Annotated in this window: 28 protein-coding genes, 1 pseudogene and 1 riboswitch; of the genes and pseudogenes, 11 read left to right on the plus strand and 18 right to left on the minus strand. The window is 70.8% G+C overall.

Annotated features, from left to right (window positions below; translation table 11 throughout):
- The first annotated feature begins 29 nt into the window (after positions 1-29).
- A complete protein-coding gene (locus ACFYXB_RS33975) occupies positions 30-1,202 on the plus strand; it encodes a PP2C family protein-serine/threonine phosphatase (protein WP_389588910.1) in 1,173 nt (390 codons plus the stop codon).
- Positions 1,203-1,223: 21 nt separating this feature from the next.
- On the opposite strand, the pseudogene ACFYXB_RS33980 reads toward ACFYXB_RS33975, so the two are convergent.
- A pseudogene (locus tag ACFYXB_RS33980) lies at positions 1,224-1,421 on the minus strand (TetR/AcrR family transcriptional regulator); the annotation flags it as partial.
- A gap of 10 nt (positions 1,422-1,431) precedes the next feature.
- Positions 1,432-2,799: a cytochrome P450 gene (locus ACFYXB_RS33985; RefSeq protein ID WP_389588912.1), complete on the minus strand. Its 1,368-nt coding sequence runs from the start codon at positions 2,797-2,799 to the stop codon at positions 1,432-1,434.
- Positions 2,800-3,018: 219 nt separating this feature from the next.
- Here ACFYXB_RS33985 and ACFYXB_RS33990 point away from each other — a divergent pair, with 219 nt between their 5' ends.
- The gene (locus ACFYXB_RS33990) at positions 3,019-3,597 is read left to right on the plus strand and encodes a histidine phosphatase family protein (protein WP_389588914.1); all 579 of its coding nucleotides are present in this window, start codon (positions 3,019-3,021) and stop codon (positions 3,595-3,597) included.
- 51 nt (positions 3,598-3,648) lie between these two features.
- Here ACFYXB_RS33990 and ACFYXB_RS33995 read toward each other — a convergent pair whose 3' ends face one another.
- The 4 genes from ACFYXB_RS33995 to ACFYXB_RS34010 form a co-directional block, all read right to left on the minus strand.
- Positions 3,649-4,407 carry a CbtA family protein gene (locus ACFYXB_RS33995; protein ID WP_389588916.1) on the minus strand — a complete coding sequence of 253 codons (759 nt, stop codon included), beginning with the start codon at positions 4,405-4,407 and terminating at the stop codon, positions 3,649-3,651.
- 21 nt (positions 4,408-4,428) lie between these two features.
- Positions 4,429-4,650, minus strand: coding sequence for a CbtB-domain containing protein (locus tag ACFYXB_RS34000; RefSeq protein WP_351356148.1), 222 nt, complete (start codon positions 4,648-4,650; stop codon positions 4,429-4,431).
- 36 nt (positions 4,651-4,686) lie between these two features.
- Positions 4,687-4,848: riboswitch (cobalamin riboswitch) on the minus strand.
- Positions 4,849-4,863: 15 nt separating this feature from the next.
- Positions 4,864-5,850 (minus strand): alpha/beta fold hydrolase, encoded by a 987-nt coding sequence (locus ACFYXB_RS34005; RefSeq protein ID WP_389588918.1) that lies wholly within the window; start codon positions 5,848-5,850, stop codon positions 4,864-4,866.
- A 187-nt stretch (positions 5,851-6,037) separates the two neighbouring features.
- On the minus strand, positions 6,038-6,361 hold the full coding sequence (locus ACFYXB_RS34010; RefSeq protein WP_389588920.1) for a hypothetical protein: 324 nt from the start codon (positions 6,359-6,361) through the stop codon (positions 6,038-6,040).
- On the opposite strand from ACFYXB_RS34010, the gene ACFYXB_RS34015 reads away from it, so the two are divergent.
- Complete coding sequence (locus tag ACFYXB_RS34015; protein ID WP_389588922.1) at positions 6,351-6,536, plus strand: rubredoxin; 186 nt, start codon at positions 6,351-6,353, stop codon at positions 6,534-6,536. The genes ACFYXB_RS34010 and ACFYXB_RS34015 overlap by 11 nt on opposite strands.
- 51 nt (positions 6,537-6,587) lie before the next feature.
- On the plus strand, positions 6,588-7,454 hold the full coding sequence (locus ACFYXB_RS34020) for a fructosamine kinase family protein (RefSeq protein WP_389588924.1): 867 nt from the start codon (positions 6,588-6,590) through the stop codon (positions 7,452-7,454).
- A 17-nt stretch (positions 7,455-7,471) separates the two neighbouring features.
- Here the strand turns inward: ACFYXB_RS34020 and ACFYXB_RS34025 are convergent, their stop codons facing one another.
- A complete protein-coding gene (locus tag ACFYXB_RS34025; protein ID WP_389588926.1) occupies positions 7,472-7,858 on the minus strand; it encodes a hypothetical protein in 387 nt (128 codons plus the stop codon).
- Between the two features lie 137 nt (positions 7,859-7,995).
- Between ACFYXB_RS34025 and tgmA the strand changes: the two genes are divergently transcribed.
- Both tgmA and tgmB read left to right on the plus strand, forming a co-directional pair.
- On the plus strand, positions 7,996-8,187 hold the full coding sequence (tgmA, locus tag ACFYXB_RS34030; protein WP_351356163.1) for a putative ATP-grasp-modified RiPP: 192 nt from the start codon (positions 7,996-7,998) through the stop codon (positions 8,185-8,187).
- Positions 8,188-8,200: 13 nt separating this feature from the next.
- Positions 8,201-9,184: an ATP-grasp ribosomal peptide maturase gene (tgmB, locus tag ACFYXB_RS34035; RefSeq protein ID WP_389588928.1), complete on the plus strand. Its 984-nt coding sequence runs from the start codon at positions 8,201-8,203 to the stop codon at positions 9,182-9,184.
- A 15-nt stretch (positions 9,185-9,199) separates the two neighbouring features.
- On the opposite strand, the gene ACFYXB_RS34040 is transcribed toward tgmB, so the two are convergent.
- Together ACFYXB_RS34040 and ACFYXB_RS34045 are read right to left on the minus strand one after the other, a co-directional pair.
- On the minus strand, positions 9,200-9,421 hold the full coding sequence (locus tag ACFYXB_RS34040; RefSeq protein WP_351356167.1) for a hypothetical protein: 222 nt from the start codon (positions 9,419-9,421) through the stop codon (positions 9,200-9,202).
- A 209-nt stretch (positions 9,422-9,630) separates the two neighbouring features.
- Complete coding sequence (locus ACFYXB_RS34045; protein WP_389588930.1) at positions 9,631-10,107, minus strand: hypothetical protein; 477 nt, start codon at positions 10,105-10,107, stop codon at positions 9,631-9,633.
- 261 nt (positions 10,108-10,368) lie between these two features.
- Here ACFYXB_RS34045 and ACFYXB_RS34050 point away from each other — a divergent pair, with 261 nt between their 5' ends.
- Both ACFYXB_RS34050 and ACFYXB_RS34055 read left to right on the plus strand, forming a co-directional pair.
- Positions 10,369-10,599, plus strand: a complete 231-nt coding sequence (locus ACFYXB_RS34050) for a DUF397 domain-containing protein (protein WP_389588932.1) — start codon at positions 10,369-10,371, stop codon at positions 10,597-10,599.
- Between the two features lie 120 nt (positions 10,600-10,719).
- Positions 10,720-11,640 (plus strand): helix-turn-helix domain-containing protein, encoded by a 921-nt coding sequence (locus ACFYXB_RS34055; RefSeq protein WP_388504420.1) that lies wholly within the window; start codon positions 10,720-10,722, stop codon positions 11,638-11,640.
- A 95-nt stretch (positions 11,641-11,735) separates the two neighbouring features.
- On the opposite strand, the gene ACFYXB_RS34060 is transcribed toward ACFYXB_RS34055, so the two are convergent.
- A complete protein-coding gene (locus ACFYXB_RS34060) occupies positions 11,736-12,548 on the minus strand; it encodes an SAM-dependent methyltransferase (protein WP_388504422.1) in 813 nt (270 codons plus the stop codon).
- 171 nt (positions 12,549-12,719) lie between these two features.
- Here ACFYXB_RS34060 and ACFYXB_RS34065 point away from each other — a divergent pair, with 171 nt between their 5' ends.
- The gene (locus tag ACFYXB_RS34065) at positions 12,720-13,598 is read left to right on the plus strand and encodes a Gfo/Idh/MocA family protein (protein ID WP_389588966.1); all 879 of its coding nucleotides are present in this window, start codon (positions 12,720-12,722) and stop codon (positions 13,596-13,598) included.
- Positions 13,599-13,662: 64 nt separating this feature from the next.
- On the opposite strand, the gene ACFYXB_RS34070 is transcribed toward ACFYXB_RS34065, so the two are convergent.
- Both ACFYXB_RS34070 and ACFYXB_RS34075 read right to left on the minus strand, forming a co-directional pair.
- Positions 13,663-13,998 carry a hypothetical protein gene (locus ACFYXB_RS34070; RefSeq protein WP_388504425.1) on the minus strand — a complete coding sequence of 112 codons (336 nt, stop codon included), beginning with the start codon at positions 13,996-13,998 and terminating at the stop codon, positions 13,663-13,665.
- Between the two features lie 43 nt (positions 13,999-14,041).
- Positions 14,042-14,950, minus strand: coding sequence for a GNAT family N-acetyltransferase (locus ACFYXB_RS34075; protein WP_389588934.1), 909 nt, complete (start codon positions 14,948-14,950; stop codon positions 14,042-14,044).
- 252 nt (positions 14,951-15,202) lie between these two features.
- On the opposite strand from ACFYXB_RS34075, the gene ACFYXB_RS34080 reads away from it, so the two are divergent.
- A complete protein-coding gene (locus ACFYXB_RS34080; protein WP_389588967.1) occupies positions 15,203-16,300 on the plus strand; it encodes a PP2C family protein-serine/threonine phosphatase in 1,098 nt (365 codons plus the stop codon).
- A gap of 13 nt (positions 16,301-16,313) precedes the next feature.
- Here the strand turns inward: ACFYXB_RS34080 and ACFYXB_RS34085 are convergent, their stop codons facing one another.
- Positions 16,314-16,754: an Lrp/AsnC family transcriptional regulator gene (locus tag ACFYXB_RS34085; protein ID WP_351362336.1), complete on the minus strand. Its 441-nt coding sequence runs from the start codon at positions 16,752-16,754 to the stop codon at positions 16,314-16,316.
- A 32-nt stretch (positions 16,755-16,786) separates the two neighbouring features.
- Entirely contained in the window at positions 16,787-18,136 is a 1,350-nt protein-coding gene (locus ACFYXB_RS34090) for a transaminase (RefSeq protein ID WP_389588935.1), read from the minus strand.
- A gap of 323 nt (positions 18,137-18,459) precedes the next feature.
- Here ACFYXB_RS34090 and ACFYXB_RS34095 point away from each other — a divergent pair, with 323 nt between their 5' ends.
- A complete protein-coding gene (locus ACFYXB_RS34095; protein ID WP_389588936.1) occupies positions 18,460-18,918 on the plus strand; it encodes a hypothetical protein in 459 nt (152 codons plus the stop codon).
- Between the two features lie 45 nt (positions 18,919-18,963).
- On the opposite strand, the gene ACFYXB_RS34100 is transcribed toward ACFYXB_RS34095, so the two are convergent.
- From ACFYXB_RS34100 to ACFYXB_RS34115, 4 genes are all read right to left on the minus strand, one after another.
- Positions 18,964-19,167, minus strand: a complete 204-nt coding sequence (locus ACFYXB_RS34100; protein ID WP_389588937.1) for a hypothetical protein — start codon at positions 19,165-19,167, stop codon at positions 18,964-18,966.
- A gap of 130 nt (positions 19,168-19,297) precedes the next feature.
- Entirely contained in the window at positions 19,298-20,287 is a 990-nt protein-coding gene (hypE, locus tag ACFYXB_RS34105) for a hydrogenase expression/formation protein HypE (RefSeq protein ID WP_351362388.1), read from the minus strand.
- 73 nt (positions 20,288-20,360) lie between these two features.
- Positions 20,361-21,485 (minus strand): hydrogenase formation protein HypD, encoded by a 1,125-nt coding sequence (gene hypD, locus ACFYXB_RS34110; protein ID WP_351362348.1) that lies wholly within the window; start codon positions 21,483-21,485, stop codon positions 20,361-20,363.
- Positions 21,482-21,763, minus strand: a complete 282-nt coding sequence (locus ACFYXB_RS34115) for a HypC/HybG/HupF family hydrogenase formation chaperone (RefSeq protein ID WP_389588938.1) — start codon at positions 21,761-21,763, stop codon at positions 21,482-21,484. The genes hypD and ACFYXB_RS34115 overlap by 4 nt, the downstream gene beginning before the upstream one ends.
- Positions 21,764-21,784 lie beyond the last annotated feature (21 nt).

A 21,784-nucleotide genomic window follows, 5' to 3' on the forward strand; every position in this document is an offset into this window, starting at 1 on the left:
TCGACCAGGGGTGGGGCACGCTTGATGCCATGGCCCCCCGGTGGAGCTTCGCCGCTCTCCGGCAGCCGTGGCAGTCGAGCCACGCGCTGCTCCTGCTGCCGGTCGCATTCATCGTGCTCATCACCGTGACGGACCTCCGCACCCCCGAGGACATCCACCTCGGCCCCTCCCTGGTCATCGCCCCGGCCCTCACCGCGTCGTTCGCCGGGCCCTGGACAGCGGGGCTGGTCGGGGTGCTCGCCGTGGCCGCCCAGACGATCATCGCCGTCTTCCACGGCGGGCTGACCACCCCGAACCACATCGTGCAGATCGTCACCCTCACGGTGCTCTCGGCGCTGATCGTGGTCTACTGCGCGATCCGCGACCGGCACCAGGCGCAGCTGGCTCAGGTCCGCTCGGTCGCGGAGGCCGCCCAGCACGTGCTGATGTGGCCACTGCCGGAACAGATCGGCCCGCTGCGGATCGCCTCCCTGTACCTGGCCGCGGAGGACGAGGCCCAGATCGGCGGTGACCTGTACGCGGCCACTCGGGCCGACGGCGTGATACGCGTCATGATCGGCGACGTCCGCGGCAAGGGGCTGCCCGCGATCGGCGAGGCCGCCCTGTTGCTCGGCGCCTTCCGCGAGGCCGCACACCGGCATACGGCGCTGCCGGATCTGGCCGCCACCCTGGAGCAGAGCATCTGCCGTTACACCGCCGACTTCGAGCCGCCCGAGGAGGCCGGCGAACGCTTCGCCACGGCCCTGCTGATCGAGATCCCCGACGACGACCCGATCACCCGGATGACCAGTTGCGGCCACCCTCCCCCGCTGCTGCTCAGCCCCGATCACGCGGTGAGCGTCCCGAGCCTGCATCCGTCACCCCCGTTGGGAGTCCAGGATAGCGGCACGTCGCCCGCGGACTACACGCTGGACGTCTTCTCCTTCGAGCCCGGGGACACCCTGCTGCTGTACACCGACGGCGTCATCGAGTCCCGCGACGCGAGCGGCCGCTTCTATCCACTCGCCCGGAGGGTCACCCAGTGGACCGACGCGAGCCCCGAGGCGCTGATGCACCACATCCGGCGCGACCTGCTCGCCCACTCCGGCGGCCGCCTCGACGACGACGCCGCGCTGATCGCCCTCCACCGCACACCGACGAACGCGCACGGCCGTCACCACGGCCGGTCCATCCGGGCCGACGGCTTCCGCCACAGCCCCTGAGGGGTTCGCGTCGAGAAGCTGGATGCTGCGCTTCGCGCGGCACAGGGCCACGGTCCCCTCGACGGCCGCGACCACGAGCGTCGCCATCCACCCCGCTTCCTGCGGGCCGACGCCGTGCTCGCGGAGCGAAGCAGCCAGCAGGTCCTCCCACGGGCGAGGCTGGGAGCCGCACCGCGCGGCCCGGGCCGGCGCGATGGCCTGGCCCGGGCCGCGCTTCACGGCGCGCTGTCTAGGCCGCCGTTGCCCGGGGAGCCTCCGTTCTCTGACGCGGCGTCACGGTCATCACTAGCCTCCGGGGCCGTACCGTGGCGCGGGCCACCGGCCGCACCGTCTCTCCCGGGGCGAGCTCCAGCTTCCAGCGTCGCAGCAGGGTGGCCAGGGCCGTGATCAGCTCCGTCGTCGCGAAGCGGTCGCCGATGCACTTGTGCTTGCCCGCGCCGAAGGGCACGAACGCGCCCGGCGGGAGCGTCTGGTTGTCGTCCAGCCAGCGGTCCGGGTCGAAGGTCAGGGGGTCGGGGTAGAAGGCGGGATCGCGGTGCAGGGCGTGCTGGCAGTAAGCCAGTTCGGTGCCCGGCGGCAGGGTCCAGTGGCCAAGCCTGGTCTCGGTGATCGTGCGGCGGGTGACGAGCCATCCGGTGTGGTGCAGCCGGAGTGCCTCCGTGATGACCCGGTCCAGGTAGGGCAGTTGGGGCACGTCCTCGAAGGCGATGGGGCGGTCGCCGAGCACCTCGTCGAGTTCGGCGAGGACGCGGGCCTCGATGCCGGGGTGGCGGGCGAGTTCGTAGAGGACCCAGGACAGGACGGACGCCGTGGTCTCGGTGCCGGCCACCGCCAGGGTGAGGATCTCCGAACAGATCTGATCCTCCGTCAGCGTTAGGCCGGTCGTCTCGTCCTCGGCACTCAGGAGCATGGACAGCATGTCCCCGGTGTCGTGCTCGGAGGCCTGCAGCGCGGCGATGGCACTCCCGATGGTGGCCCGCACGTCGTCACGCGCCTTGAGGAAGCGCCGGTTGAAGTCGAGCGGCAGGCGTTCCACCCAGTCGGGGAGCATGATGCGTACACCGACGCCGTTCATGACCACCGACAGGTCCTCGCGCAACTGGCGGAAGGTGGCGGAGTCCAGGCTTCCGGAGAACACGGTCTTGGCGAGCATGTCCAGCGAGAGCTCGACCATGGCCTCGCGGACGTCCAGGGCCTGGCCGGGCGTCCATTCTTGGACGGTGGCGGCGACTTCTCCGCGCATGATGTCGACGTAGCCGGATATCTTGGGGCGGCCGAACGCCGGCTGCAACTGCCGCCGTTTGCGGACGTGTTCCTGTCCGGCGACGGTGACCACGGACTCGCCCAGCAACTGGCCCATCTTCTCGAAGAACCGGCCCTTGTCGAGGCTGGGGCCCAGGTCGGTGAGCATGGTGCGGATGAGTACGGGGTCCTGCACCACGATCGTGCGCGTGCCCGGCTGGAGGGTGATCTCCACCAGCGGGCCGTAGTTCTCACGTAGGGAAGCGATGAAAGCGAGGTTGTCGCGCCAGAGCTGTATGGCGTGACCCAGCAGCGGCAGCGAACCCGCCGCCCTGGGTATGGGGGGAGGCGCCATGAGCGTCACGGTTGTCGTACTCCCTTCACGGGTGATCACGGCACCCGTATCACTTCCCTCCTTCTCGTCACGCACAATCCGGGCCCACTTGTGTCCTCCACCACGAACTCCGCCGCGAACTCCCCTGCGGGGCCCGGCGGGAGGCATCCGGCCGCCGCTGCCCGTACGGTACGTGCGGAGCCGTTCCCGCCTTCCCCGTCCGACCGGAGGAACCCGCACGTGACCAGTCGCGTCACCTTGGTATCGCCCGCGATGAGCGTGTCCCTGCGCCAGGCCCGCTTCGACGACGGCGGCCCGCTCGACGAAAGCGGCGCGGCACGGGCCCGGGCGGCCCGAGGGACCCTGCGCGCGGCCCGGCGGGTGCTGGTCTCCCCCACCGTGCGCTGCCGGGGTACTGCGTCGGCGCTCGGACTCGACGCCACGGAGGCGGCCGAGCTGGCCGCACTGGACGTGGGCCGCTGGCGGGGCCGTACGCTCGACGAGGCCGCCGCGGCCGAACCGGACGCGGTCGCCGAGTGGTTGGCCGATCCGGGGGCCGCGCCGCACGGAGGTGAGTCGGTACGTGCCCTGTGCGCCCGCACGGCGCGCTGGCTGGAGTCGGTCCAGGATTCCGAGGGCGGGATCCTTGCCGTGGTGGAGCCGGAGTTCGTCCGGGCCGTCGTGGTCGTGGCCCTGGGTACGGCGCCGGAGACGTTCTGGCGGCTCGACGTACCGCCGTTGACGGCGACCGCGCTGACCGGACGCGCGGGTCGCTGGAACCTGCGGCTCGGGCAGTCGCTCGACGCCGAGGAAATCTGAGTGCCGTGAACGGCGGAGGGCCACCGAGTGGTTCCGGTGACCCTCTCCCCGTCAGTGCGGCACGGGTGTCGCCGCTGCCGCCGGTGGCCTCGCGGGGCGGGGGGACAGCAGGCGCTGGGCCAGCTCGCCGAAGAGCAGGCCGAAGCCGGTCCACAGGGTGAGCTGGATGGCGAGGGCCGACATGCGGAACCGCCACAGCAGGGTTGCCGGGAAGTCCGTCGGGACCTCATTGACGGCGGGCAGGAAGGCAAACGCCAGCCCGATCACGAGGACGAAGAAGGCGACCGCGGCGACGGTGGCGTACCAGGTGCCGAGGCGGCCGGCGAGTCGCTTGCCGACGATCACGGCGGCCACGGCCAGCAGGACGCTGAGCAGCATCATCAGGAAGTACAGGGTCGTGCGCCGGTCGATGGTGTCGGGGTCACCGACAGAGGGCGGGTTGGCCGGGTACTTCAGGAACGGGACGACGTAGACCGCGAGCAGTGCCGTGCCGGACAGCAGCAGGGCGGTGGCGCGCGGGGTGAAGCGGCCGACGCGGCCGAGCGCGAAGCAGAAGGCGAGGGCGGCGATGCCGCCGAAGGCGACCCCGTAGATCAGCACACCGGTGGCCAGGCCTGCGGTGGACTGCAGGGAACGGGAGACGGCCTCGACCTCGTGTGCGTGCGCCGGGGCGTGGGACTCTTCGAAACCGATGGCGTCGTCGACGCTCGGCTCACCGAGGACGTAGGCGACGAGCAGGGCGAGCAGGCCGGCCCCGAGGCCGGCCAGCATGCCCCGCACCAGAAGGTTTCTGACGGTTGCGGAGTTCATGGGTGTGCGGCGTCCCTCGCGTCAGTGGCAGGGGAAGCCGAGCAGATGGCGGGCGTCGTGCACCCACTCGTGGACGTTCTCGCCGGAGACGAGTGAGGTGGCGCCCTGCTCGGCGCCGACGAAGTACAGCAGGACCAGCATCAGGATGCCGAAGAAGACCGCCCACGGCGCGATCGCGCGGATCGGCAGTGTGGCGGGGAGTGCGGGGGCGTCGGTTGTCGGCTGAGCGACGTGCTGCGCCATGGCAGACCTCCTCGGGAGTTCGCGTCCCATCTCGGTGGTGCACTGGACGAGGGCGGCGGGTCTGACTCGCGGGCTCCCGAGGGTGTCCCGTTCACAGTGGCGCGACCGTGCCGGATTCTCACCGGCTTCCGCCTGGCCTTCGTCGATGTCCCTGAGACCGTACCGTGCGGCGGGACCACCGCCAAGTGCGCCCAGTTCCACGTGACCTCGGTCTCAGCGCGGCGCGACCGTCGAAAGCCAGTCGGTCAGCAGTGCGTTGATCTCCTCGGGACGTTCCTGCTGGATCCAGTGGCCGCAGCCCTCGAGGATGTGCGAGGCGCTGAGACCCGGCAGAGTGGTGGGGTACGCCTCCATCGCGTCGGCGAGCCAGATGGTGGAGGCGTCCAGGCCGCCGCCGACGAACAGCGACGGCTGGGTGACGGGGTCGCCGTGATGGTCGGCGAGGTCGGCCCAGTCGCGGTCCATGTTGCGATAGCGGTTGAGTGCTCCGGTCAGGCCGGTGCGCTCGAACTCACCCGCGTAGAAGTCGAGTTCACGCTCACCGAGCCAGGTCGGCAGCGGTCCGGCCGGGAAGCGGTCACGCAGGGCTGCGCCGGGACGGACGAAGTGCGGGTCCGGTGCGCCGGGTGCGGGCATGGTGTCGGCGGACAGCGCGGCGTAGAAACCCGCGAGCCAGCCACGGACGTCGGGCTCGATCTCCGCCTCGGCGCGGCCGGGTTCCTGGAAGTAGGAGACGTAGAACTCCTCTTCACCTCCCATCCGCGCGAACACGTCACTCGGTTTCGGACCCCCCGGCGGGGTATACGGGACGCTCAGCAGTCCGACGGCACGGAAGACGTCGGGTCGGAGCAGGGCGGAGGTGGCGGCGATGCTCGCGCCCCAGTCGTGGCCGACGATCACCGCGGACCGCTCACCCAGCGCCTCCACCACGGCGGCGTTGTCGTCCACGAGCTCGAGCAGCCGGTACGCGCTCAGTTCCGCGGGCTTGGAGGAGCGGCCGTATCCGCGCACGTCGACGGCGACGGCGCGGTAGCCGGCGGCTGCCAGCGCCGGGAGCTGGCGGCGCCACGAGTACCAGGACTCGGGGAACCCGTGTACGAGGAGCACCAGGGGGCCGTTGCCCTGTTCCACCAGGTGGATCCGGCCGGCCGGCGAGGGCACGAGCCGATGAGTGACGTCGGGGGCCGACGAGTGCGGCATGGATCCTCCCAGGGCTTGCGTGGACAACTGGGTCGATCATGCGTCGCCGGCACGCGGCAGGCCGAGAGATGTTGCCGGTCCGGCAAACGAACCGGCCCGGCGTGCGTCCGGGCCGGTGGCGGTCTCAGTCCCGTACCGACGGGTGCGCGATACGGGCCGTGCTGCGCGCGATACGGCAGGCCGACTCCTACGAAGAGAAGGCGGGTTGTACGATATGACTGGCCGTCAGACGCTCGATCGTCTCCACGGCCAGGCTGCGCGACTCGTCGTCGACGTGGGGCCCTGCGTCGATGGCGTACGTGTCGAGCATCGCCATCGCGATGTCGAAGACGGGCTCCGGACGCGTGGTGAGGTAGGCGAGCAGATCGTCGTCGCTGCCACGTGCCGCCAGCAGGATCGCCTTGATGAGCGGGTTGTCGGCGGCCTGCTGGAGGGGGTAGCCGACGCCGGCCCTCCCCCCGGACTCCAAGTCGTATCGATGCGCGTCGAGTTCGCGCTGGTTGCCCACCACCGCGAGGGCCTGGGTGTGCCAGGTGTGCGGCTTCGTCTACGACGAGGCCGAGGGCTGGCCCGACGAGGACATCCCGCCCGGTACGGCCTGGGAGGACCTCCCCGACGACTGGTCGTGCCCGGACTGCGGCGCGGCCAAGGCCGACTTCGAGATGGTCGAGGTCACGCACGCCTGAGTCGGGCCACAGGATCTGCGGTACCTGATCCGCCGGCCCTACCCTGGGCCCGTGTGGAGGTGCGGCGAGGATCCAGGGGCGGCGGCGTCCCGGCTCACGGGGCGACCGGTGACGGACGTACGTCCGCTGTCCGGGTCACTCGCCGAAGTCACCCTCCGCGGCGGGCAGTTGGTGGTCGTGAAGCGCGCCGACGCGCCACGGGCCGTAGCGTCCGAGGTGGCCGGGCTGCGCTGGCTGGCCGCCGCAGGAACGGTCCGCGTACCGGCGGTGCACGGTCATGACGAGCGGTGGCTGGTGATCGACCGCGTCCCGACGGGCCGGCCGAGCCCGGAGGCGGCGTTCGACTTCGGCAGGTCGCTGGCCGCCCTCCACGCCACCGGCGCACCCGCGTTCGGGGTCGCCCCGCCCGGCGGTCCCGACGACGCGTACATCGGTCTCGCCCCGATGCGCAACGCGCCCGGCACGGACTGGCCGGGCTGGTACGCCGAGCACCGCGTGCTCCCGTATCTGCGGCGGGCGGTCGACGACGGCATCGTCCAGCCCGCCGAAGCGAGCGTCGTCGAGCGGGTCTGCGAGCGGTTGCCCGAGCTGGCGGGCCCCGCCGAGCCGCCCGCGCGGCTGCACGGCGACCTGTGGAACGGCAACGTCCTGTGGGGCGGCGACGGCCACGTCCGGCTCATCGACCCGGCCGCGCACGGCGGACACCGCGAGACGGACCTGGCGATGCTGCGGCTCTTCGGCTGTCCCCACCTGGGCGCGGTGCTGGCCGGCTACCAGGAGAGGGCGCCCCTGGCCGACGGCTGGGCGGACCGCGTCGGCGTCCACCAGCTGTTCCCGCTTCTGGTGCACGCGGTGCTGTTCGGCCGAGGTTACGCGGAACAGGCCCTGGACGCGGCCGGGTCGGCCCTGCGGTCCTGAGCGCGGATACCGTCTCTCTACCGGACGCCCTGGCGGATCTCTTCGAGGCGGGTCGTCAGCCGCTGGTGGCGCTGCGAGGCGGCCTGGGAGGAGTTGAGTCCCTGGTGCGACGCGATCTGCCGCCAGTCCATGCCGCGCCGCCGGGCCTCCATGACGACCCGGCTCTCCAGGCGGTCCAGTTGATGGCGCAGGTCCTCGAAGAGGCTGAGCGCGGCGCCCACGTCGTCCGCGGTCACGCCCGGTTCCGGACCGCCGTCCGACCCTCGGCGGTCGGCGGCGGTGACCAGTCGGCCGAGCAGGTCGACGTCCCGCGCGGCCTGCTCCGCCGGGGCACAGACGGCCTCTGACCGCTCCGCCAGCGCGGCCAGTCGCAGCCGCGCGTCGTCCTGCATGTCATGTGCCATGCGGGCATGCTATCCCAGCCATTCAATGGAACAACGTTTTGTTGTTTCCTTAATTCGGGCTGAGATTACAGAGAGTAAGGAAACCAACCACCCGTTCGAATCGTATAAGTGCATGGAAGCCGAAACAGGGAGAGACCATGCAACCGTTCACGCTCAACTACGCGCGCCCGGCTGTGCAGTTGGAAGTCAGCACTCCGTACATGTACGACTCCGGACTGCAGTTGAACGTACTCCCCGATGGCCGAATCGCAGCCACAGATCACGCGACCCTGAGAGCGCTGGGGACCACGACCTCCACCGCGGGCTCCAAGACGCACTTCGACGACTGACCGCGGGCCGACAATGACCGTACTCATCCTGACCAGTGAAGAGGACGTGACGGCGGACATGGTGGTCCTCCGGCTCCATGAGGCCGGCGTGCCCGTGGTTCGGCTCGATCCCGCCGATCTCACCAGCGGGGTCGCCCTGTCGGGCGAGTACGTGCAGGGCGTCAGCCGCGGGCATCTGTCCGTCGCGGGCCGCCTGGTGAGCATGAACGGTCTGCGTTCCGTCTGGGTGCGCAGGCCGGGCCTCGCGGCCTCGCGCGCCGCCGAGCCGTCCGCCTGGCTGACGGAGGAGGCCTCCCAGGCGCTGTACGGCATGCTGCGCGCCACGGACGCGCGGTGGATGAACCACCCGGACGCCGCCCGGCGGGCGCGCCACAAGCCCTGGCAGCTCCGGCTCGCCCAGCTCAGCGGACTGCCCGTGCCGGCGACCCTGATCACGACCTTTCCGCAGGCTGCCCGGGACTTCGCGGAGCGCTTCCCGGACCTGGTGGTCAAACCCGTCTCCGGCGCCCACCCCCAGGAGCCGCCGCGCGCGGTGCCGACCAGCCGGGTGGCACCGGACACGGACTTCACAGCCGTCGCCTTCGGGCCGACGCTGCTGCAACGGCGCGTGGCCAAGCGGGCCGACATCCGGCTGACGGTCGTCGGCGAGCAACTGCTGGCCGCGCGCAAGGCCGTCGCCGCGGACGCGGACCCCGACGACGTCGACGTCCGCTTCGCCCCGTCCGCGTCCCTATGGCTTCCCGTGGACGTGCCCCCGCGTGTGGCGGCGGCCGTCCACGCCTATATGAAAAGCGCCGAACTCGCCTACGGGGCCTTCGACTTCGCCGAGGACGTCGACGGCATCTGGTGGTTCCTGGAGTGCAACCAGTCGGGGCAGTTCGGGTTCGTCGAGCTGGACACCGGCCAGCCGATCGCCCGCACCATCGCGCGGTGGCTGGCGGGCGGGTCGGGCGAGACATGCTCGCCCGCGGGCGGCACACAGAGGTCGGTTATCTGACCGAGCCTCCTGATCTCAGTACGTACCCGTGCCCGGGAGTGGAGGTACCCGCTGCCAGTTCGCCGGCGGACCCGCGGGCGGCGGCAGAGGGGCGCCGGGCGCGCGGCCCAGCGACCGCAGCGGCAGCATGACCATCTCCACCTCCCGGAGCAGGCGGTCCGCCTCTCTTCGGACGCCTGCGGGTATGTCGCCGCGTTCCGCGACGAGCCGGTCGTAGATGGGGGAATCCTGGAACACTCGACAATGCGCCTTTCCGACAGCGGCCCAAGAACAAGGGCACGGTTGACGAGTGTAAGGATCAGTGGCGGGTCGGGTGGAGATTCCCCCATTGAACTTGACATCGGCCCATCGGTGCCGGTCTCGCCACCTTCGCCCGGCTCGGGTCGGTCGGCCTGTCCGCTGCGCAGCGCCGCGTGGACGCCGCCCCCTGGAGGTGCTCGGCGCGTCTACTCCCCCAGCGCGCGGGCGAGCTTCTTCGTGGCTCTGGCGATCTCGGCGTTCTCGCCGGCGGCCAGCAGCTGGATGAGGCCGCGCCGGGACCGTACGGCCTCGCGGGCCTTGCGCTCCCACACGACGTGGTTCTCGCGGTGGTTGAGCAGTTTGGGGTAGACGGCCGCCGTGTCCTCCCACTGGCGCGCAGCCGCGATGCTGCCGAGCAGGTCGATGATCTGCGCGCGGCAGGTGACGCTGGGCAGCTGGGCCAGTTCCCACAGGAAGGGGACGGTGGCGGCCGTCGCCTGCTCGACGACGAAGCCGTACTGGCAGATGCGTGCGCGCAGTTGACCGAGCGCACGCCTGGCCGCGTCGGGTGTGCCCCAGGCGGCGGTGTGCAGGAGCAGAGGGATGCCCTCGGCCGATCCCGTGGAGTCCTTGATCTCGTGCCAGGGCACGTCACCCACGGTCGACAGCGGTTCGGTTCCCACCGTGCTGAGCGGTCCCGACGCGCGCTCGGACCGCTGTGTGCTGGAAGGGTTCGTCCGGTGTGCAGGCGATGACACGACATCTCCCTGATTCGACGTCAGGTCGGGACGTCAGCAACTGGGTTGACGTCGCCGCTATTATCCACGCCGACAGCGCCTCCGTGCAATTGCACGGGAAATTGCGCGAAAACTGGGTAGGGAAGAGTTGGGCCCGCGCGAGGCGGTGTCGCAGCACGCGGGACGTGAACACGCAAGGAGGTTGTGGTGTCGCCTGTGCCGAACGGAGTGCGCGCCAGCTCGCTGGACGCCCGATGGATCAAGAGCCGGCACAGCAATGCCGAGGGCAACTGCGTCGAGGTCGCAAGCCTGGTCGGCGGGGCCATAGCGGTGCGCAACTCCCGCGACCCCGACGGCCCCGCACTGGTCTACACGCCCGCCGAGGTCGCCGCCTTCCTGGCGGGTGCGAAGGAGGGCGAGTTCGACCACCTGCTCTAGCCGGACACGACCACACATTCCTGGACGATCCCAACGACCCATCTCTGACAAGGACATGGGCCGCGACAGGTTGTGTGCGCTAGCCTGAGGACCGATACCACCGGTCTGCTGGGAGCCAGGATGTCAGCCGAGTCACCTCGTGTCTCCCGTCTGGAACCCTATCTGGACCGCGTCGAGCCCGCGCCGACTTTGCTGAAAATGCTGGTCGGCGTGCAGCTGGCGGGTTTCCGCGAGGACGCGGGCCTCGCGCAGGACCAGGCGGCACGCGCCCTCGGTTTCAGTGCGGCGAAGCTGTCACGGATCGAGTCGGGCAAGGGCCGCAAACCCCCGTCCGAGGCGGACGTGAACGCCCTGCTGAAGCTGTACGGCACGGACGAGTACGAGGGCGCGGTCCTGCTCAGGCTCCTGAAGCGGGCCGGTGAGCCCGGCTGGTGGCAGCGGTACGACAAACGGCTGATGCCCGAGTGGTTCGACCGGCTGGTGGGCCTCCAGGAGGCGGCCGCCGCGATCCGTACCTTCGAGATCCAGTACGTTCCCGGGCTGCTGCAGACTCCCGCCTACACCCGTGCCGTGGTGAAGCGGGGTCTGCCGACGGCGCCCGAGAGCGAGGTACGCCGGCGCGTGGAACTGCGCACGCGCCGGGCCCAGTTGCTCCAGCGCCCGGACGCACCTCAGTTGTGGGCGATCATCGACGAATCGGTGCTGCTGCGCGTCCTGGGCGGCCCCGAGGTGATGCGCGAGCAGCTCGCACATCTGCTGGACATGGCCCAGCGCAGGCATGTCACGGTGCAGATCGTTCCGTTGGACGTGACGAACGCCTCGGCGCCCGCGATCCCGGTCACCTATCTGCGGTTCGGTGGTCTGGATCTGCCCGACGTTGTCTACCTGGAGCACATCCGCAGCGCCAACTTCCTCGAGGACCGCGACGAGACCGAGGAGTACCGGGTCGCTCTGGACCGGCTGGCCGACGAGGCGCTCCAGCCGCGGCAGTCGGTGGAGCTACTGGCGCAGATCATGGAGCAGCGCTACGCCGCTCCGTGAGCGCACGGGGCGCTCCGTGAACGCACGGGGCGCTCCGTGAACGTACGAGGCGGACCGTGTTCACACGGCCCGCCTCTTCGTACCGACTGGTCGATCTAGACGATGCGGCCCACGCCGCCGAACTCGATCCACTCGTGGGTGAGCTGACGCGGTGCCACCTCGGTGTCCGGGCGCCACGTCGACACCTCGACGAGGCCCGGTTCGAGGATCTCGAGGCCTTCGAAGAGCTGGGCGACGTCCTTCTCCTGGCGGACCCGGCCCCAGTTGCCGTGCGTGGCCTGGTCCATGAAGTCGGTGACGAACTTGCGGACTTCGGGGTCCTCGCTGACCAGCTGGCACATCACCATGAAGCTGCCGGGGGCCAGACGCTCGGCCACGCGGCGGGCCAACGCCTGCGGGCCGTCGGTGTCGCTGTCCGGGATGCAGTGCATGACCGAGTTGAAGAGCACGGCCACCGGCTGGTCGAAGTCGAGGAGCCGCTGCGTCTCCTGGTGCGAGAAGATGAGGTCGGTGTCCCGCATGTCGGCGTGGATGACGGCCGTACGCTCGTCCTGCTCGAGCAGCGCCCGGCCGTGGACCAGCACCATCGGGTCGTTGTCGACGTAGACGACGTGGGTGGTGGGGTCGATGCCCTGGGCCACCTGGTGCACGTTGTTCTGCGTGGGCAGGCCTGAACCGTGGTCGAGGAACTGCCTGATGCCGAAGTCCTTCACCAGGGTGCCTACGACGCGCTGGAGGAAGCGGCGGTTGTTGATCGCCAGTCTCCGGGTGCTGGGGACGACCTTGTCGAGCTCCTCGACCGCTGCCCGGTCGGCGGCGTAGTTGTCCTTGCCTCCCAGGTAGTAGTCGTACATGCGCGCGGCCGTCGGCACGGTGGCGTCGATCTCCTTGGACGGCTGCTGAACCATGTGCATCGCTCCCGGTGTCTACCGTGTCAACTGGCCGGTGATTACAGGGAGTACATCTTAGAGACTCGCCACTCTTCCTGGTAAGCCCGCGAACGGACGATCTGTGAAACGCTCTCTGACGACCGGCTTTCCGTGTCGGTCGTGAGTTCGACTCCGTGGAAAGGCAGCGCCATGCGCTTCGGACTGCTCGGCACCGGTCCTTGGGCACAGATGGTCCACGCACCCGCTCTCGGCGGGCATGAGGATGTGGAGTTCGGCGGAGTGTGGGGACGGCGCCCTGACGCCGCCAAGGATCTTGCGGACCGTCATGGCACGCGGCCGTACGACGACGTGGACGCCCTGTTCGCCGATGTGGATGCGATCGCAGTGGCGCTGCCGCCGGACGTGCAGGCGCCTCTCGCCGAGCGCGCCGCCCGGGCGGGGTGCCATCTGCTGCTGGACAAGCCCCTCGCGATGTCGGTCCCGCAGGGCCGCGCGGTGGTCGAGGCGGCGCGGGAGTCGGGGGTCGCCTCGGTGGTGTTCTTCACCAGCCGTTTCCAGCCCGAGGCCGACGCCTGGATCGCCGAACAGGCGGCCACGGGAGGCTGGTTCACCGCGCGGGCGGAGTGGCTCGGCGCGGTGTTCACGACCGACAGCCCGTTCGGTGCATCGCCGTGGCGCCGGGAGAAGGGCGCCCTCTGGGACGTCGGGCCGCACGCCCTGTCGTTGCTGCTTCCGGTGCTGGGCGACGTACGGCGGGTGGCCGCCGCAGCAACGGGGCCCGGTGACACCGCTCATCTGGTCCTCGACCACGCGGGCGGCGCGTCGAGCACGCTGACGCTGAGCCTCACGGCTCCGCCTGCGGCGGCCGGTGTCACCGTCGAACTGCGGGGCGAGGCCGGGGTGACGTCACTCCCGGAGGCCGCCGACGATGCCCTGCCCGCCTACGGCCGGGCCGTGGACGCCCTGCTCACCGCCGCGCGCACGGGCCGGCCGCATCCGTGCGACGCCGGGTTCGGGCAGCGCGTGACCGAGATCCTCGCCGCCGCCGACGCCCTGCTGGCCGACTGAGCACGTCGGCGTTCCACGGCGGGTGCGCAGTGGGTCCCGCGCACCCGCCCGTACGGCCCGACGGCTATGCGCCGTCCTCCTCGAAGGGCTTGTCGCTCCAGCGGAACCAGGCCCGGTCGCCCTCGATGTGCAGAAGGAACTCGGGGACGGGTCCGTCCGGCGAGGACAGCGACACGCACCGCCGGATCTCGTCGTAGGCCTCCTCCCACTGCTCCCAGTGCGCGTCGTCGTCCTGATCGGCCAGGGCGAGTTCACGCGCGAAGAGGTCCTGGACCGAGGCGAAGGCGGGTGAGGGGGTGAACTTCCCCGACAGCCAGGGGAAGTCGGCCTCGTCGATCAGGATCTCGCCGACGCTTTCCGGACCGCTGTGCACATGCCACGTCTCACCGTCGAACCCCATTCCGCCTCCGCCGTCCGCTGCCGGTCACCGCACAGTCAGCATGTCACCCGGCACTGACATCGGGCCGGGCCCGGAAATTGACGCGCTCGCGCACGACCGGATAGCCCGCTGTGCCGAAGTGCGCGGCCATCGGGAAGTTGCCCTGGTCGGTGGAGGCGGCGATGGACTCGGCGCCGTGCTCGGCCAGGTAGTGGGTGCACTCGGCGAGGAGGTCGTAGGCGTATCCGTGTCCGCGCTGTTCCGGCACGACCCCGATGAAGCCGATGCATGGCGTCTCCGGGTTGTGCGCGGGGATGTGGATGCCGACGAAGTCGCCGTCCGGCGTGTGCGCGAGCTGCCACCACTCGCGCGGTGACGGGCACCAGCGGAAGAAGTCGATCTCCTCCTGCGCGGCCAGGTCCACTCCCCCGGTCTCGATGGCCGCGCGGGCGTGGGCGTCCAGGGTGACGGAGTGGATGCGCCGCAGGGCGTCGAAGAACACCGCGTCGTCCGGTTCGGGCCCGAAGACGAGGCGTCCGGGCCGCTCGGGCAGACCGCACTCGGGCGTCCACCGGTACTGGTAGCGCTCCACCAGCAGTTCGTAGCCGGCGGCCCGGGCGGCGGTGAAGCGGGTCTCGGCGGCGGACCGCAGCGCGGGTGCGTCACGCCAGCCGGTGGGCAGGTTGAATTCCATGTCGTGGGCCTGCCAGGCTGCGGTTCGCAGCAGTTCGGCGCCTGCTTCCTCCTCGCCCTCGGCCACGTCGAACCAGTCGACGACGCGGGGCTCGGCGTCGTCCGGGCCGCCCCACCAGGCGGCGCGTGCCACGACCGTGCCGTCGCGCAGGGCGACGCGCTTCCAGTCGGGGCGGTGCCGGGTCAGCCGGAGCGCCTCACGGGTGCGCAGCGGGTCGGGCAGGGCGTCGAAAAGAGCGGCCGAGTTCTCGTCGAGCGTGTGGATGACCAGGTCGGTCATGGATTCCTCCGGGATGCGTCCTGCGTGGTGCGCTCCCGGTCAGGTCAGACGTGGCACGCCGGGGCTACGGGGAGGGAGCGCTGGATGGCTGTGAATCGCATAGCACTCGCCTCCCTCCGTCTGTGTCAGGGCGTGTGAGCAGAAACTATGCGGGTGCGCACGCGCACGTCCACCGCTTTTCCGGGGGCGGCGGCCGAAGCTGCGTCCAGGGCGATGGCAGGGCCCCGGGCGTAGCGTGGGGATGTGCGAACGATGCGCGGCTGGTCGTCGCGCCGGTACCGGGAGGAGCGCGGCTGGCTGCGGGGTGCGCCGCCGCCGCGCTGGGTGAAGGTGCTGCCCGTGGCACTGCTCGGGGCCATCACCGCGGCCACACTGATCAGTCCGAACGAGCTGGACATCGGCTTCCTGCTGGGGGCCATCCCACCGCTGGCCGTCCTGTCCTACGGCCCCTTGGCGACCGCGTGCCTCGGCGTCCTCGTGATCGCCGTGCTGAACATGCCGGCCACACAGCTCAACCGGCCCGGGAACACGGACCTGCTCACGATCGGATTCGTCGCCGTACTGAGCGTGTTCGTGTCCTATGTGCGCAGTCACCGGGACGCCCAGCTGGACATGGAGCGGACGGTCGCGGAGGCCGTGCAGCGGGCCGTGGTACCGCCGCTGCCGGAGCGGGTCGGGGCGGTGGAGTGTGCGGGACTGTACCGGGCCGCGCAGCACGGGACGCTGGTCGGCGGGGACTTCTTCGACGTGCGCGAGGGGCCGTACGGCGTGCGGGTCGTGATGGCCGATGTGCAGGGGCACGGGTTGTCGGCGGTCGCCACCGTCGTGTCGCTGCTGGGCGCCTTCCGCGAGGCGGCGCTCGACCAGCCGGGCCTGCAGGCGGTCGCGGCCCGGATGAACCGAAGACTGACGGTGGACTCGGCGGGCGTACGGCATGCCGAGCTGTTCGCCACCGCCGTGCTGCTCGAGTTCTCCACCGATGTGCGGTCGGTGCGGATCGTGGCGTGCGGGCACCCGGCTCCGGTGCTGCTGCACGCAGGGCGGGCCCGGGAGATCGTCGTACCGGCGGGGGTTCCGTTGGGGCTCGGGATCGCCGGTGTCGATCCGCCGAAGGAAGTCACGCTGGCACTCGAGCCGGGCGACCGGCTGTTCCTGGCCTCCGACGGAATCTGGGAGGCGCGGAACTCGGCCGGCGCCTTCTATCCGCTGATCGAGCGACTCACCGGGTTCTCCGCCGCGGACCCGGCGGAGCTGACCGGGCTGGTGTGGGCGGATCTCGTGGAGTACAGCGGCGACATCGGCGACGACGCCACCATGCTGGTCCTCACGCCCTCGCCCGGGCTCGGCTGAGAGCCGGCCCGCGTCAGCCGACGTCCCAGAGGAAGCGGTGGGTGTGGATGCCGAAGTACGGGAACGACTGCACCTGGCGCACGCCCTCGATCTGCCGCACCACGTCGTTCACGAAATCGAGCAGATCCTTGGGGCCGGGGGCCACCACCTCGGCGAACAGGTCGAAGCCGCCGGAGGTGAGCACCGAGTAGATCACCTCGGGCCGTTCGGCCAGTTCGTCGGCCACCGCGCGCGGGTCGCCGTCCACGCCGATGCCGAGCAGGGCCATGGCCTGTCCGCCCATGGCCATCGGGTCGGTGACGCCGACGACCTGGACGGCCTTGGAGTCCAGCAGCCGCTGCAGCCGCTGCCGGGCCGCCGAGGCGGACAGGCCGACCTTCGGTCCGAGGTCGGCGTATGCGATACGGCCGTCGGTCTGCAGCTCGCGCAGGATGGCCCGGTCGATCTCGTCCACGTTCTTGCCTCCTCCCCGCCGGATGGCGCGTCTCAGGCGATCAGTTCGGCGAGGGCGGCGGCGAAGACCTCGGTGTGGGTGTCGACGTCCTGCTCCGTCGTGTCGGGGCACATCAGGGCCATGTTGTGGAACGGGGTGAGCAGGATGCCGCGGTTGGCGAGGTAGAGGTGAAGGAAGTCCTCCAGCTCGGGGTCGCCGGCCGCTTCGGACTCGGTGCCGGTGCGCGGTGCCGGGCTCGTGAAGCGGTACTCGGTGCGGGCGCCGAGGCGGCTCACCGACCAGGGCAGGGCATGGGTCTCGATGCACTGTCCGACACCGGCCTCGAAGCGCTCGGACAGCTTGGTCATCCGGGCGAACGCCTCGTCGGTGAGCACGTGCTCCAGAGTGGCCCGCGTCGCCGCGACCGACAGCGCGTTGCCCGCCAGGGTGCCGCCGACTCCGCCCATGTCCACGAGGTCCAGGTCGTCGCGGCCGAGCAGCCGGTCGGCAAGGTCGGCGGCCAGTCCGTAGGCGCCGGCCGGGATGCCGCCGCCGATGGCCTTGCCGATGGTCAGCAGGTCGGGCTCCAGGTCCCAGGCGGCGGTGCAGCCACCCGGTCCGGCGGAGAAGGTGTGCGTCTCGTCATTGATGAGCAGCGTGCCGTACTGCCGTGTGAGGGCGCGCACGCCGGCCAGATAGCCGGGCTCGGGCAGCACGATGCCGATGTTGGTGAGCGCGGGCTCCATCAGGACGGCGGCGACGTCGCCGTGGGCGAGTTCGCGCTCCAGCTGCGCCAGGTCGTTGAACTCGGCGACTCTGCTGGTCAGTGTGACGTCGCAGGGGGCGCCGACGTTGCCGGGTCGGGCGGTGCCGCGGCCGTCGGGGCCGACGACGATGAGCGATTCGTCGACGCTGCCGTGGTAGCTGTAGCTGTTCACCAGGATCTTCGGGCGGCCGGTGACGGCCCGGGCGAGCCGGATCGCCCAGCGGTTGGCGTCGGTCGCGGTCAGCGAGAAGCTCCAGCGGGCCAGGCCGAAGCGGCGGGTGAGTTCGGCGCCGACCCATTCGGCGTCCTCGGTGGGGAGCATGGCGGTGGCGCCGCCCTGCTCGGCGAACCGGCGGTGCACCGCCTCCGTGACCGCGGCGGGCGAGTGACCGGCCATGGCTCCGGTGTCGCCGAGGCAGAAGTCGACGTACTCGTGCCCGTCGATGTCGGTGACGCGAGCCCCGCGGGCCGTCGCCAGATAGCGGGGAAAGGCTCCGGCGGTCTTGTTCATCCAGGTCATCGGCACCCGGCCGAAGAGGTGGTCGGCCCCGGCGTACGCCGCCCGAGAGCGCGGGTTTCGGCGCTCGGCCTCGGCGCTCTCGCGGGCCAGGAGGTGGTGCAGACGTGTGCGGTCCATGGGGTACCTCAGGCGGGGACGACGACAGAATGAAGTCACCCTACGCTCGAATGTGCGAGGCCATCAAGCACTCACGCTCGAATCCATCGTCACGGCGCTCGAAACGGTTGCCGCCGCGACTCCGTACACGCTCCTCCGCCCAACTGGCGAACCCCTGCGCGAAGTTCGAGCATCCCGGCCGTAAACGCCAGGCCACGCCACCCCTTCCCCGCCATAGAAATATCTACAAGGATGCATATGCCGAGATGGTGTGGAGCCGCACCGTGCGCCCGGCGAGTACCGTCCCGGCGCGGAGTCGGGCGAGAGATCACCCGGAGCAGCAGATGAGGAACGCGATGTGGATGCAAGGCGTGGAGTGGCTCGCGGCCGCCGCGTCGGACCCGCGGACCTGCAAGCGCGAGTGGGACCAGGGCGACGGCATCGCGCTGCTGGAGGCCGGCCGCTACTGGGACGTGGTCAGCGTTCCCGACGAACTGGGCCTGTTCACCCTCGACCTGCTGTGGCGGCCGACCCTGTCCGTGCCGGGACCCACGCTCGTGGACACCGGGTCCCATCGGGTCGGCTTCTTCCTGCCACCCGATCCGACGAGCCATTGGATCGGTGCCGGGTTGCGGCACGCGACCAAGGGCTCCTGGGTGGCGGTGCCCCCGCCCTATCGCCCGGCGGGGCTCTCGGAGTGGCTCATCCCGCCCGACGGCACCGGAAAGCTCCACGCACCCCACACCCTCGAACTCGCCCTGCGGCAGGCCAACGGCACGCTGACGGTGCTCCGCGGGGAGTGAACGTCCTTCCACGGCACGGGAATTCGCAACCCGCACGAACCCGGTTCACGGCTGGCAGGGCACGTCGGCGAACGAGGCCCACTGCACGTCGGGCTGCGCGGGCACGGCGCGGCCCCTGGCGTGCCACTCCAGCAGGAGGTCGGTGTAGATGGGCGTGCAGCCCCAGGGGCCGTGGGTCAGTTCGGCGAACCGGCGCGACGTGGTGCCGCCCGCGGGCGGACTCTTCGGCGCAAGGGGTTCTCGGTCCATGGCCGGAGCAACGCCCTCCGTGCGCCGGTGGTACGCGCGAACGCGGGCGCTCACCGAGTCGGGTGAGCGCACCGCCCGATCGGGGACACACTCCGGTACGACAAGCGTCCCGCATATGGCTGAGGGGACGTCAGCAGATCCTCGGCAGCTGCTCCCCCAGCGGCATGTCGACCACTCGGGTGCCGCCCAGGCCGGTGCGGGCCACGACCATGCCGGGGTGCTCCGTCACCGTCTCGCCGATGATCCTGGCTTCGGCGCCCAGCGGATGGGCCCGCATCGCCTCCAGTACGGCGTCTGCGTGCCGGCGCGGGACGAACGCCACCAACTTGCCCTCGTTGGCGACGTAGAACGGGTCGAGGCCCAGCACCGCGCAGGCGTTGGCCACGGCGGGCGGGACGGGGACGTCCCGTTCCGTGATCTCGACGCCGGTGCCCGAGGCGGCCGCGATCTCGTTGAGAGCCGCCGCCAGGCCACCGCGGGTGGGGTCGCGCAGGACGTGCAGATCCGGGGTGACGGCCAGCATGGCCTCCACCAGGCCGCCGAGTGGGGCGCAGTCGCTCACGATCTCGACCCCGAACTCCAGGCCCTCGCGCACACTCATGATGGCCACGCCGTGCGCGCCGACCGCACCGCTGACGATCACCACGTCACCGGGTTCGACGCGCTGCGGACGCAGGTCGACACCCACCGGGATCAGGCCGATGCCTGCGGTGTTGACGTAGATCCCGTCCCCGTGCCCGGCTTCGACGACCTTGGTGTCGCCGGTCGCCACCTCGACCCCGGCACTCCGGGCGGCGGCGCCGAGCGCCTCGGCGACCCGGGAGACGGTCTCGACCTCGACGCCCTCCTCCAGGATGAATCCGCAGGAGAGGTAGGCGGCTCGGGCACCGCTCATGGCGAGGTCGTTGACGGTGCCGTTGACGGCGAGGTCCCCGATGCTGCCGCCGGGGAAGAACAGCGGCCGTACGACGTACGAGTCGGTGGAGAAGGCGAGTCGCACACCGCCCAGGCTGAGCGCGGCGGCGTCGCCCATCTGGGCAAGTACGGCTCCGCCGAACGCGGGCGCGAAGACGTGCTGGACCAGTTCGGCGGAGAGCGTGCCGCCCCCGCCGTGGCCCATGACGATCCTGGGCTGGTCGCGCAGCGGTGCCGGGCAGGTCCAGGCGGCGGGGTCCAGGGTGGTCGTGCTGCTGTCAGCCAACGGGGCTCGCCTCCCGGGCGGTCGGGGTGGTCTCAAGGCGCCGGTAGAGGTAGTACGCGGCGCAGGCGCCCTCGCTGGAGACCATGGTGGCTCCGAGGGGGGTGCGGGGGGTGCAGCGGGTGCCGAACGCCTCGCACTCGTACGGCTTGAGCAGTCCCTGCAGGACTTCGCCACTGCGGCACTCGGCGGGTTCGCGGGTGCGGATGCCCTCTACGGAGAACCTCAACTCGGCGTCGTACTCCCGGTACTTGGCCGACAGCCGCCACCCGCTGTCCGGGATCACGCCGATGCCGCGCCAGGCGCGGTCGGTGACCTCGAAGACGTCCTCCAGCATGGCCCTGGCCGCCAGGTTCCCCTCGGCGCGGACGGCACGCGGATAGGCGTTCTCGACGGTGTGCTCGCCTCGTTCCAGCTGGGCCACGGTCCGGCGGACGCCCTCCAGGATGTCCAGGGGCTCGAAGCCGGTCACGACGATCGGGACGCGGTGGCTCTCGGCCAGCCTCGGGTACTCGTCGACGCCCATCACGGTGCACACGTGGCCTGCGGCCAGGAAGCCCTGCACGCGGCAGTTCGGGGAGCGCATGATCGCCTCGATGGCCGGGGGCACCCGCACATGGGAGACCAGCAGGCTGAAGTTGCGGATGCCGAGCTTTCGGGCCTGATGGACCGTCATGGCGTTGGGCGGCGCCGTCGTCTCGAAGCCGATGCCGAAGAACACCACCTGGCGGTCCGGGTTCTGCTGGGCGACCCTGAGGGCGTCGAGCGGCGAGTACACGACCCGTACGTCCCCGCCCGCGCCGCGCACCTGGAAGAGGTCCCGTCCGGTGCCGGGCACGCGGAGCATGTCGCCGAAGGAGCAGAAGATCACCTTGGGGCGGGAGGCGATCTCCAGGGCCTTGTCGATGACCTCCAGCGGGGTCACGCACACGGGACAACCGGGACCATGGATCAACTCGACCTCCTTCGGCAGGAGTTGGTCGATCCCGTGCCGGATGATGGAGTGCGTCTGCCCGCCGCACACCTCCATCACCGCCCAGGGCCTGGTCACCGTGGCGTGGATCTCGTCGAGGAGCCGCCTGGCCAGAGCCGGGTCCTGGAACTCGTCGATGTACTTCACTTCCGCGCCTCCTGCCCGGCGGCCGCTTCCCAGGGATCCCCGAACTCCTCCTGCAGCACGCCGAGTTCGGCGAACAGCTCGAGCGTCTGCCGTGCAGACTCCTCGTCGAGGCGCTGCAGGGCGAACCCGACGTGCACGATGGCGTACTCGCCGACCTGAAGGTCGGGCAGGTACTCCAGGCACACCTCCTTGACCACTCCGCCGAAGTCGACGGTGGCCATGCGGGTGCCGTCCCGTTCCTCGATCTCCAGCACTCTGCCGGGTACCGCCAGGCACATGGGCCTCTCCTCGCTGTGAAG

Origin of the sequence: Streptomyces sp. NPDC002619 (assembly GCF_042889305.1) — a bacterium.
GTDB lineage: Bacteria > Actinomycetota > Actinomycetes > Streptomycetales > Streptomycetaceae > Streptomyces.

What these genes read in the sequence shown, in the direction of transcription:
- ACFYXB_RS34115 (WP_389588938.1), bottom strand. Translation starts at nt 21,763, where the DNA reads ATGTGCCTGGCGGTACCCGGCAGAGTGCTGGAGATCGAGGAACGGGAC.
- ACFYXB_RS34025 (WP_389588926.1), bottom strand. Translation starts at nt 7,858, where the DNA reads ATGGCACATGACATGCAGGACGACGCGCGGCTGCGACTGGCCGCGCTG.
- tgmB (WP_389588928.1), top strand. Translation starts at nt 8,201, where the DNA reads ATGACCGTACTCATCCTGACCAGTGAAGAGGACGTGACGGCGGACATG.
- ACFYXB_RS34060 (WP_388504422.1), bottom strand. Translation starts at nt 12,548, where the DNA reads ATGGTTCAGCAGCCGTCCAAGGAGATCGACGCCACCGTGCCGACGGCC.
- ACFYXB_RS34095 (WP_389588936.1), top strand. Translation starts at nt 18,460, where the DNA reads ATGAGGAACGCGATGTGGATGCAAGGCGTGGAGTGGCTCGCGGCCGCC.
- ACFYXB_RS33975 (WP_389588910.1), top strand. Translation starts at nt 30, where the DNA reads ATGGCCCCCCGGTGGAGCTTCGCCGCTCTCCGGCAGCCGTGGCAGTCG.
- ACFYXB_RS34000 (WP_351356148.1), bottom strand. Translation starts at nt 4,650, where the DNA reads ATGGCGCAGCACGTCGCTCAGCCGACAACCGACGCCCCCGCACTCCCC.
- ACFYXB_RS33985 (WP_389588912.1), bottom strand. Translation starts at nt 2,799, where the DNA reads ATGGCGCCTCCCCCCATACCCAGGGCGGCGGGTTCGCTGCCGCTGCTG.
- hypE (WP_351362388.1), bottom strand. Translation starts at nt 20,287, where the DNA reads ATGGGCCACGGCGGGGGCGGCACGCTCTCCGCCGAACTGGTCCAGCAC.
- ACFYXB_RS34100 (WP_389588937.1), bottom strand. Translation starts at nt 19,167, where the DNA reads ATGGACCGAGAACCCCTTGCGCCGAAGAGTCCGCCCGCGGGCGGCACC.
- ACFYXB_RS34065 (WP_389588966.1), top strand. Translation starts at nt 12,720, where the DNA reads ATGCGCTTCGGACTGCTCGGCACCGGTCCTTGGGCACAGATGGTCCAC.
- ACFYXB_RS33995 (WP_389588916.1), bottom strand. Translation starts at nt 4,407, where the DNA reads ATGAACTCCGCAACCGTCAGAAACCTTCTGGTGCGGGGCATGCTGGCC.
- ACFYXB_RS34080 (WP_389588967.1), top strand. Translation starts at nt 15,203, where the DNA reads ATGCGCGGCTGGTCGTCGCGCCGGTACCGGGAGGAGCGCGGCTGGCTG.
- tgmA (WP_351356163.1), top strand. Translation starts at nt 7,996, where the DNA reads ATGCAACCGTTCACGCTCAACTACGCGCGCCCGGCTGTGCAGTTGGAA.
- ACFYXB_RS34005 (WP_389588918.1), bottom strand. Translation starts at nt 5,850, where the DNA reads ATGCCGCACTCGTCGGCCCCCGACGTCACTCATCGGCTCGTGCCCTCG.
- ACFYXB_RS34070 (WP_388504425.1), bottom strand. Translation starts at nt 13,998, where the DNA reads ATGGGGTTCGACGGTGAGACGTGGCATGTGCACAGCGGTCCGGAAAGC.
- ACFYXB_RS34090 (WP_389588935.1), bottom strand. Translation starts at nt 18,136, where the DNA reads ATGGACCGCACACGTCTGCACCACCTCCTGGCCCGCGAGAGCGCCGAG.
- ACFYXB_RS34075 (WP_389588934.1), bottom strand. Translation starts at nt 14,950, where the DNA reads ATGACCGACCTGGTCATCCACACGCTCGACGAGAACTCGGCCGCTCTT.
- ACFYXB_RS34055 (WP_388504420.1), top strand. Translation starts at nt 10,720, where the DNA reads ATGTCAGCCGAGTCACCTCGTGTCTCCCGTCTGGAACCCTATCTGGAC.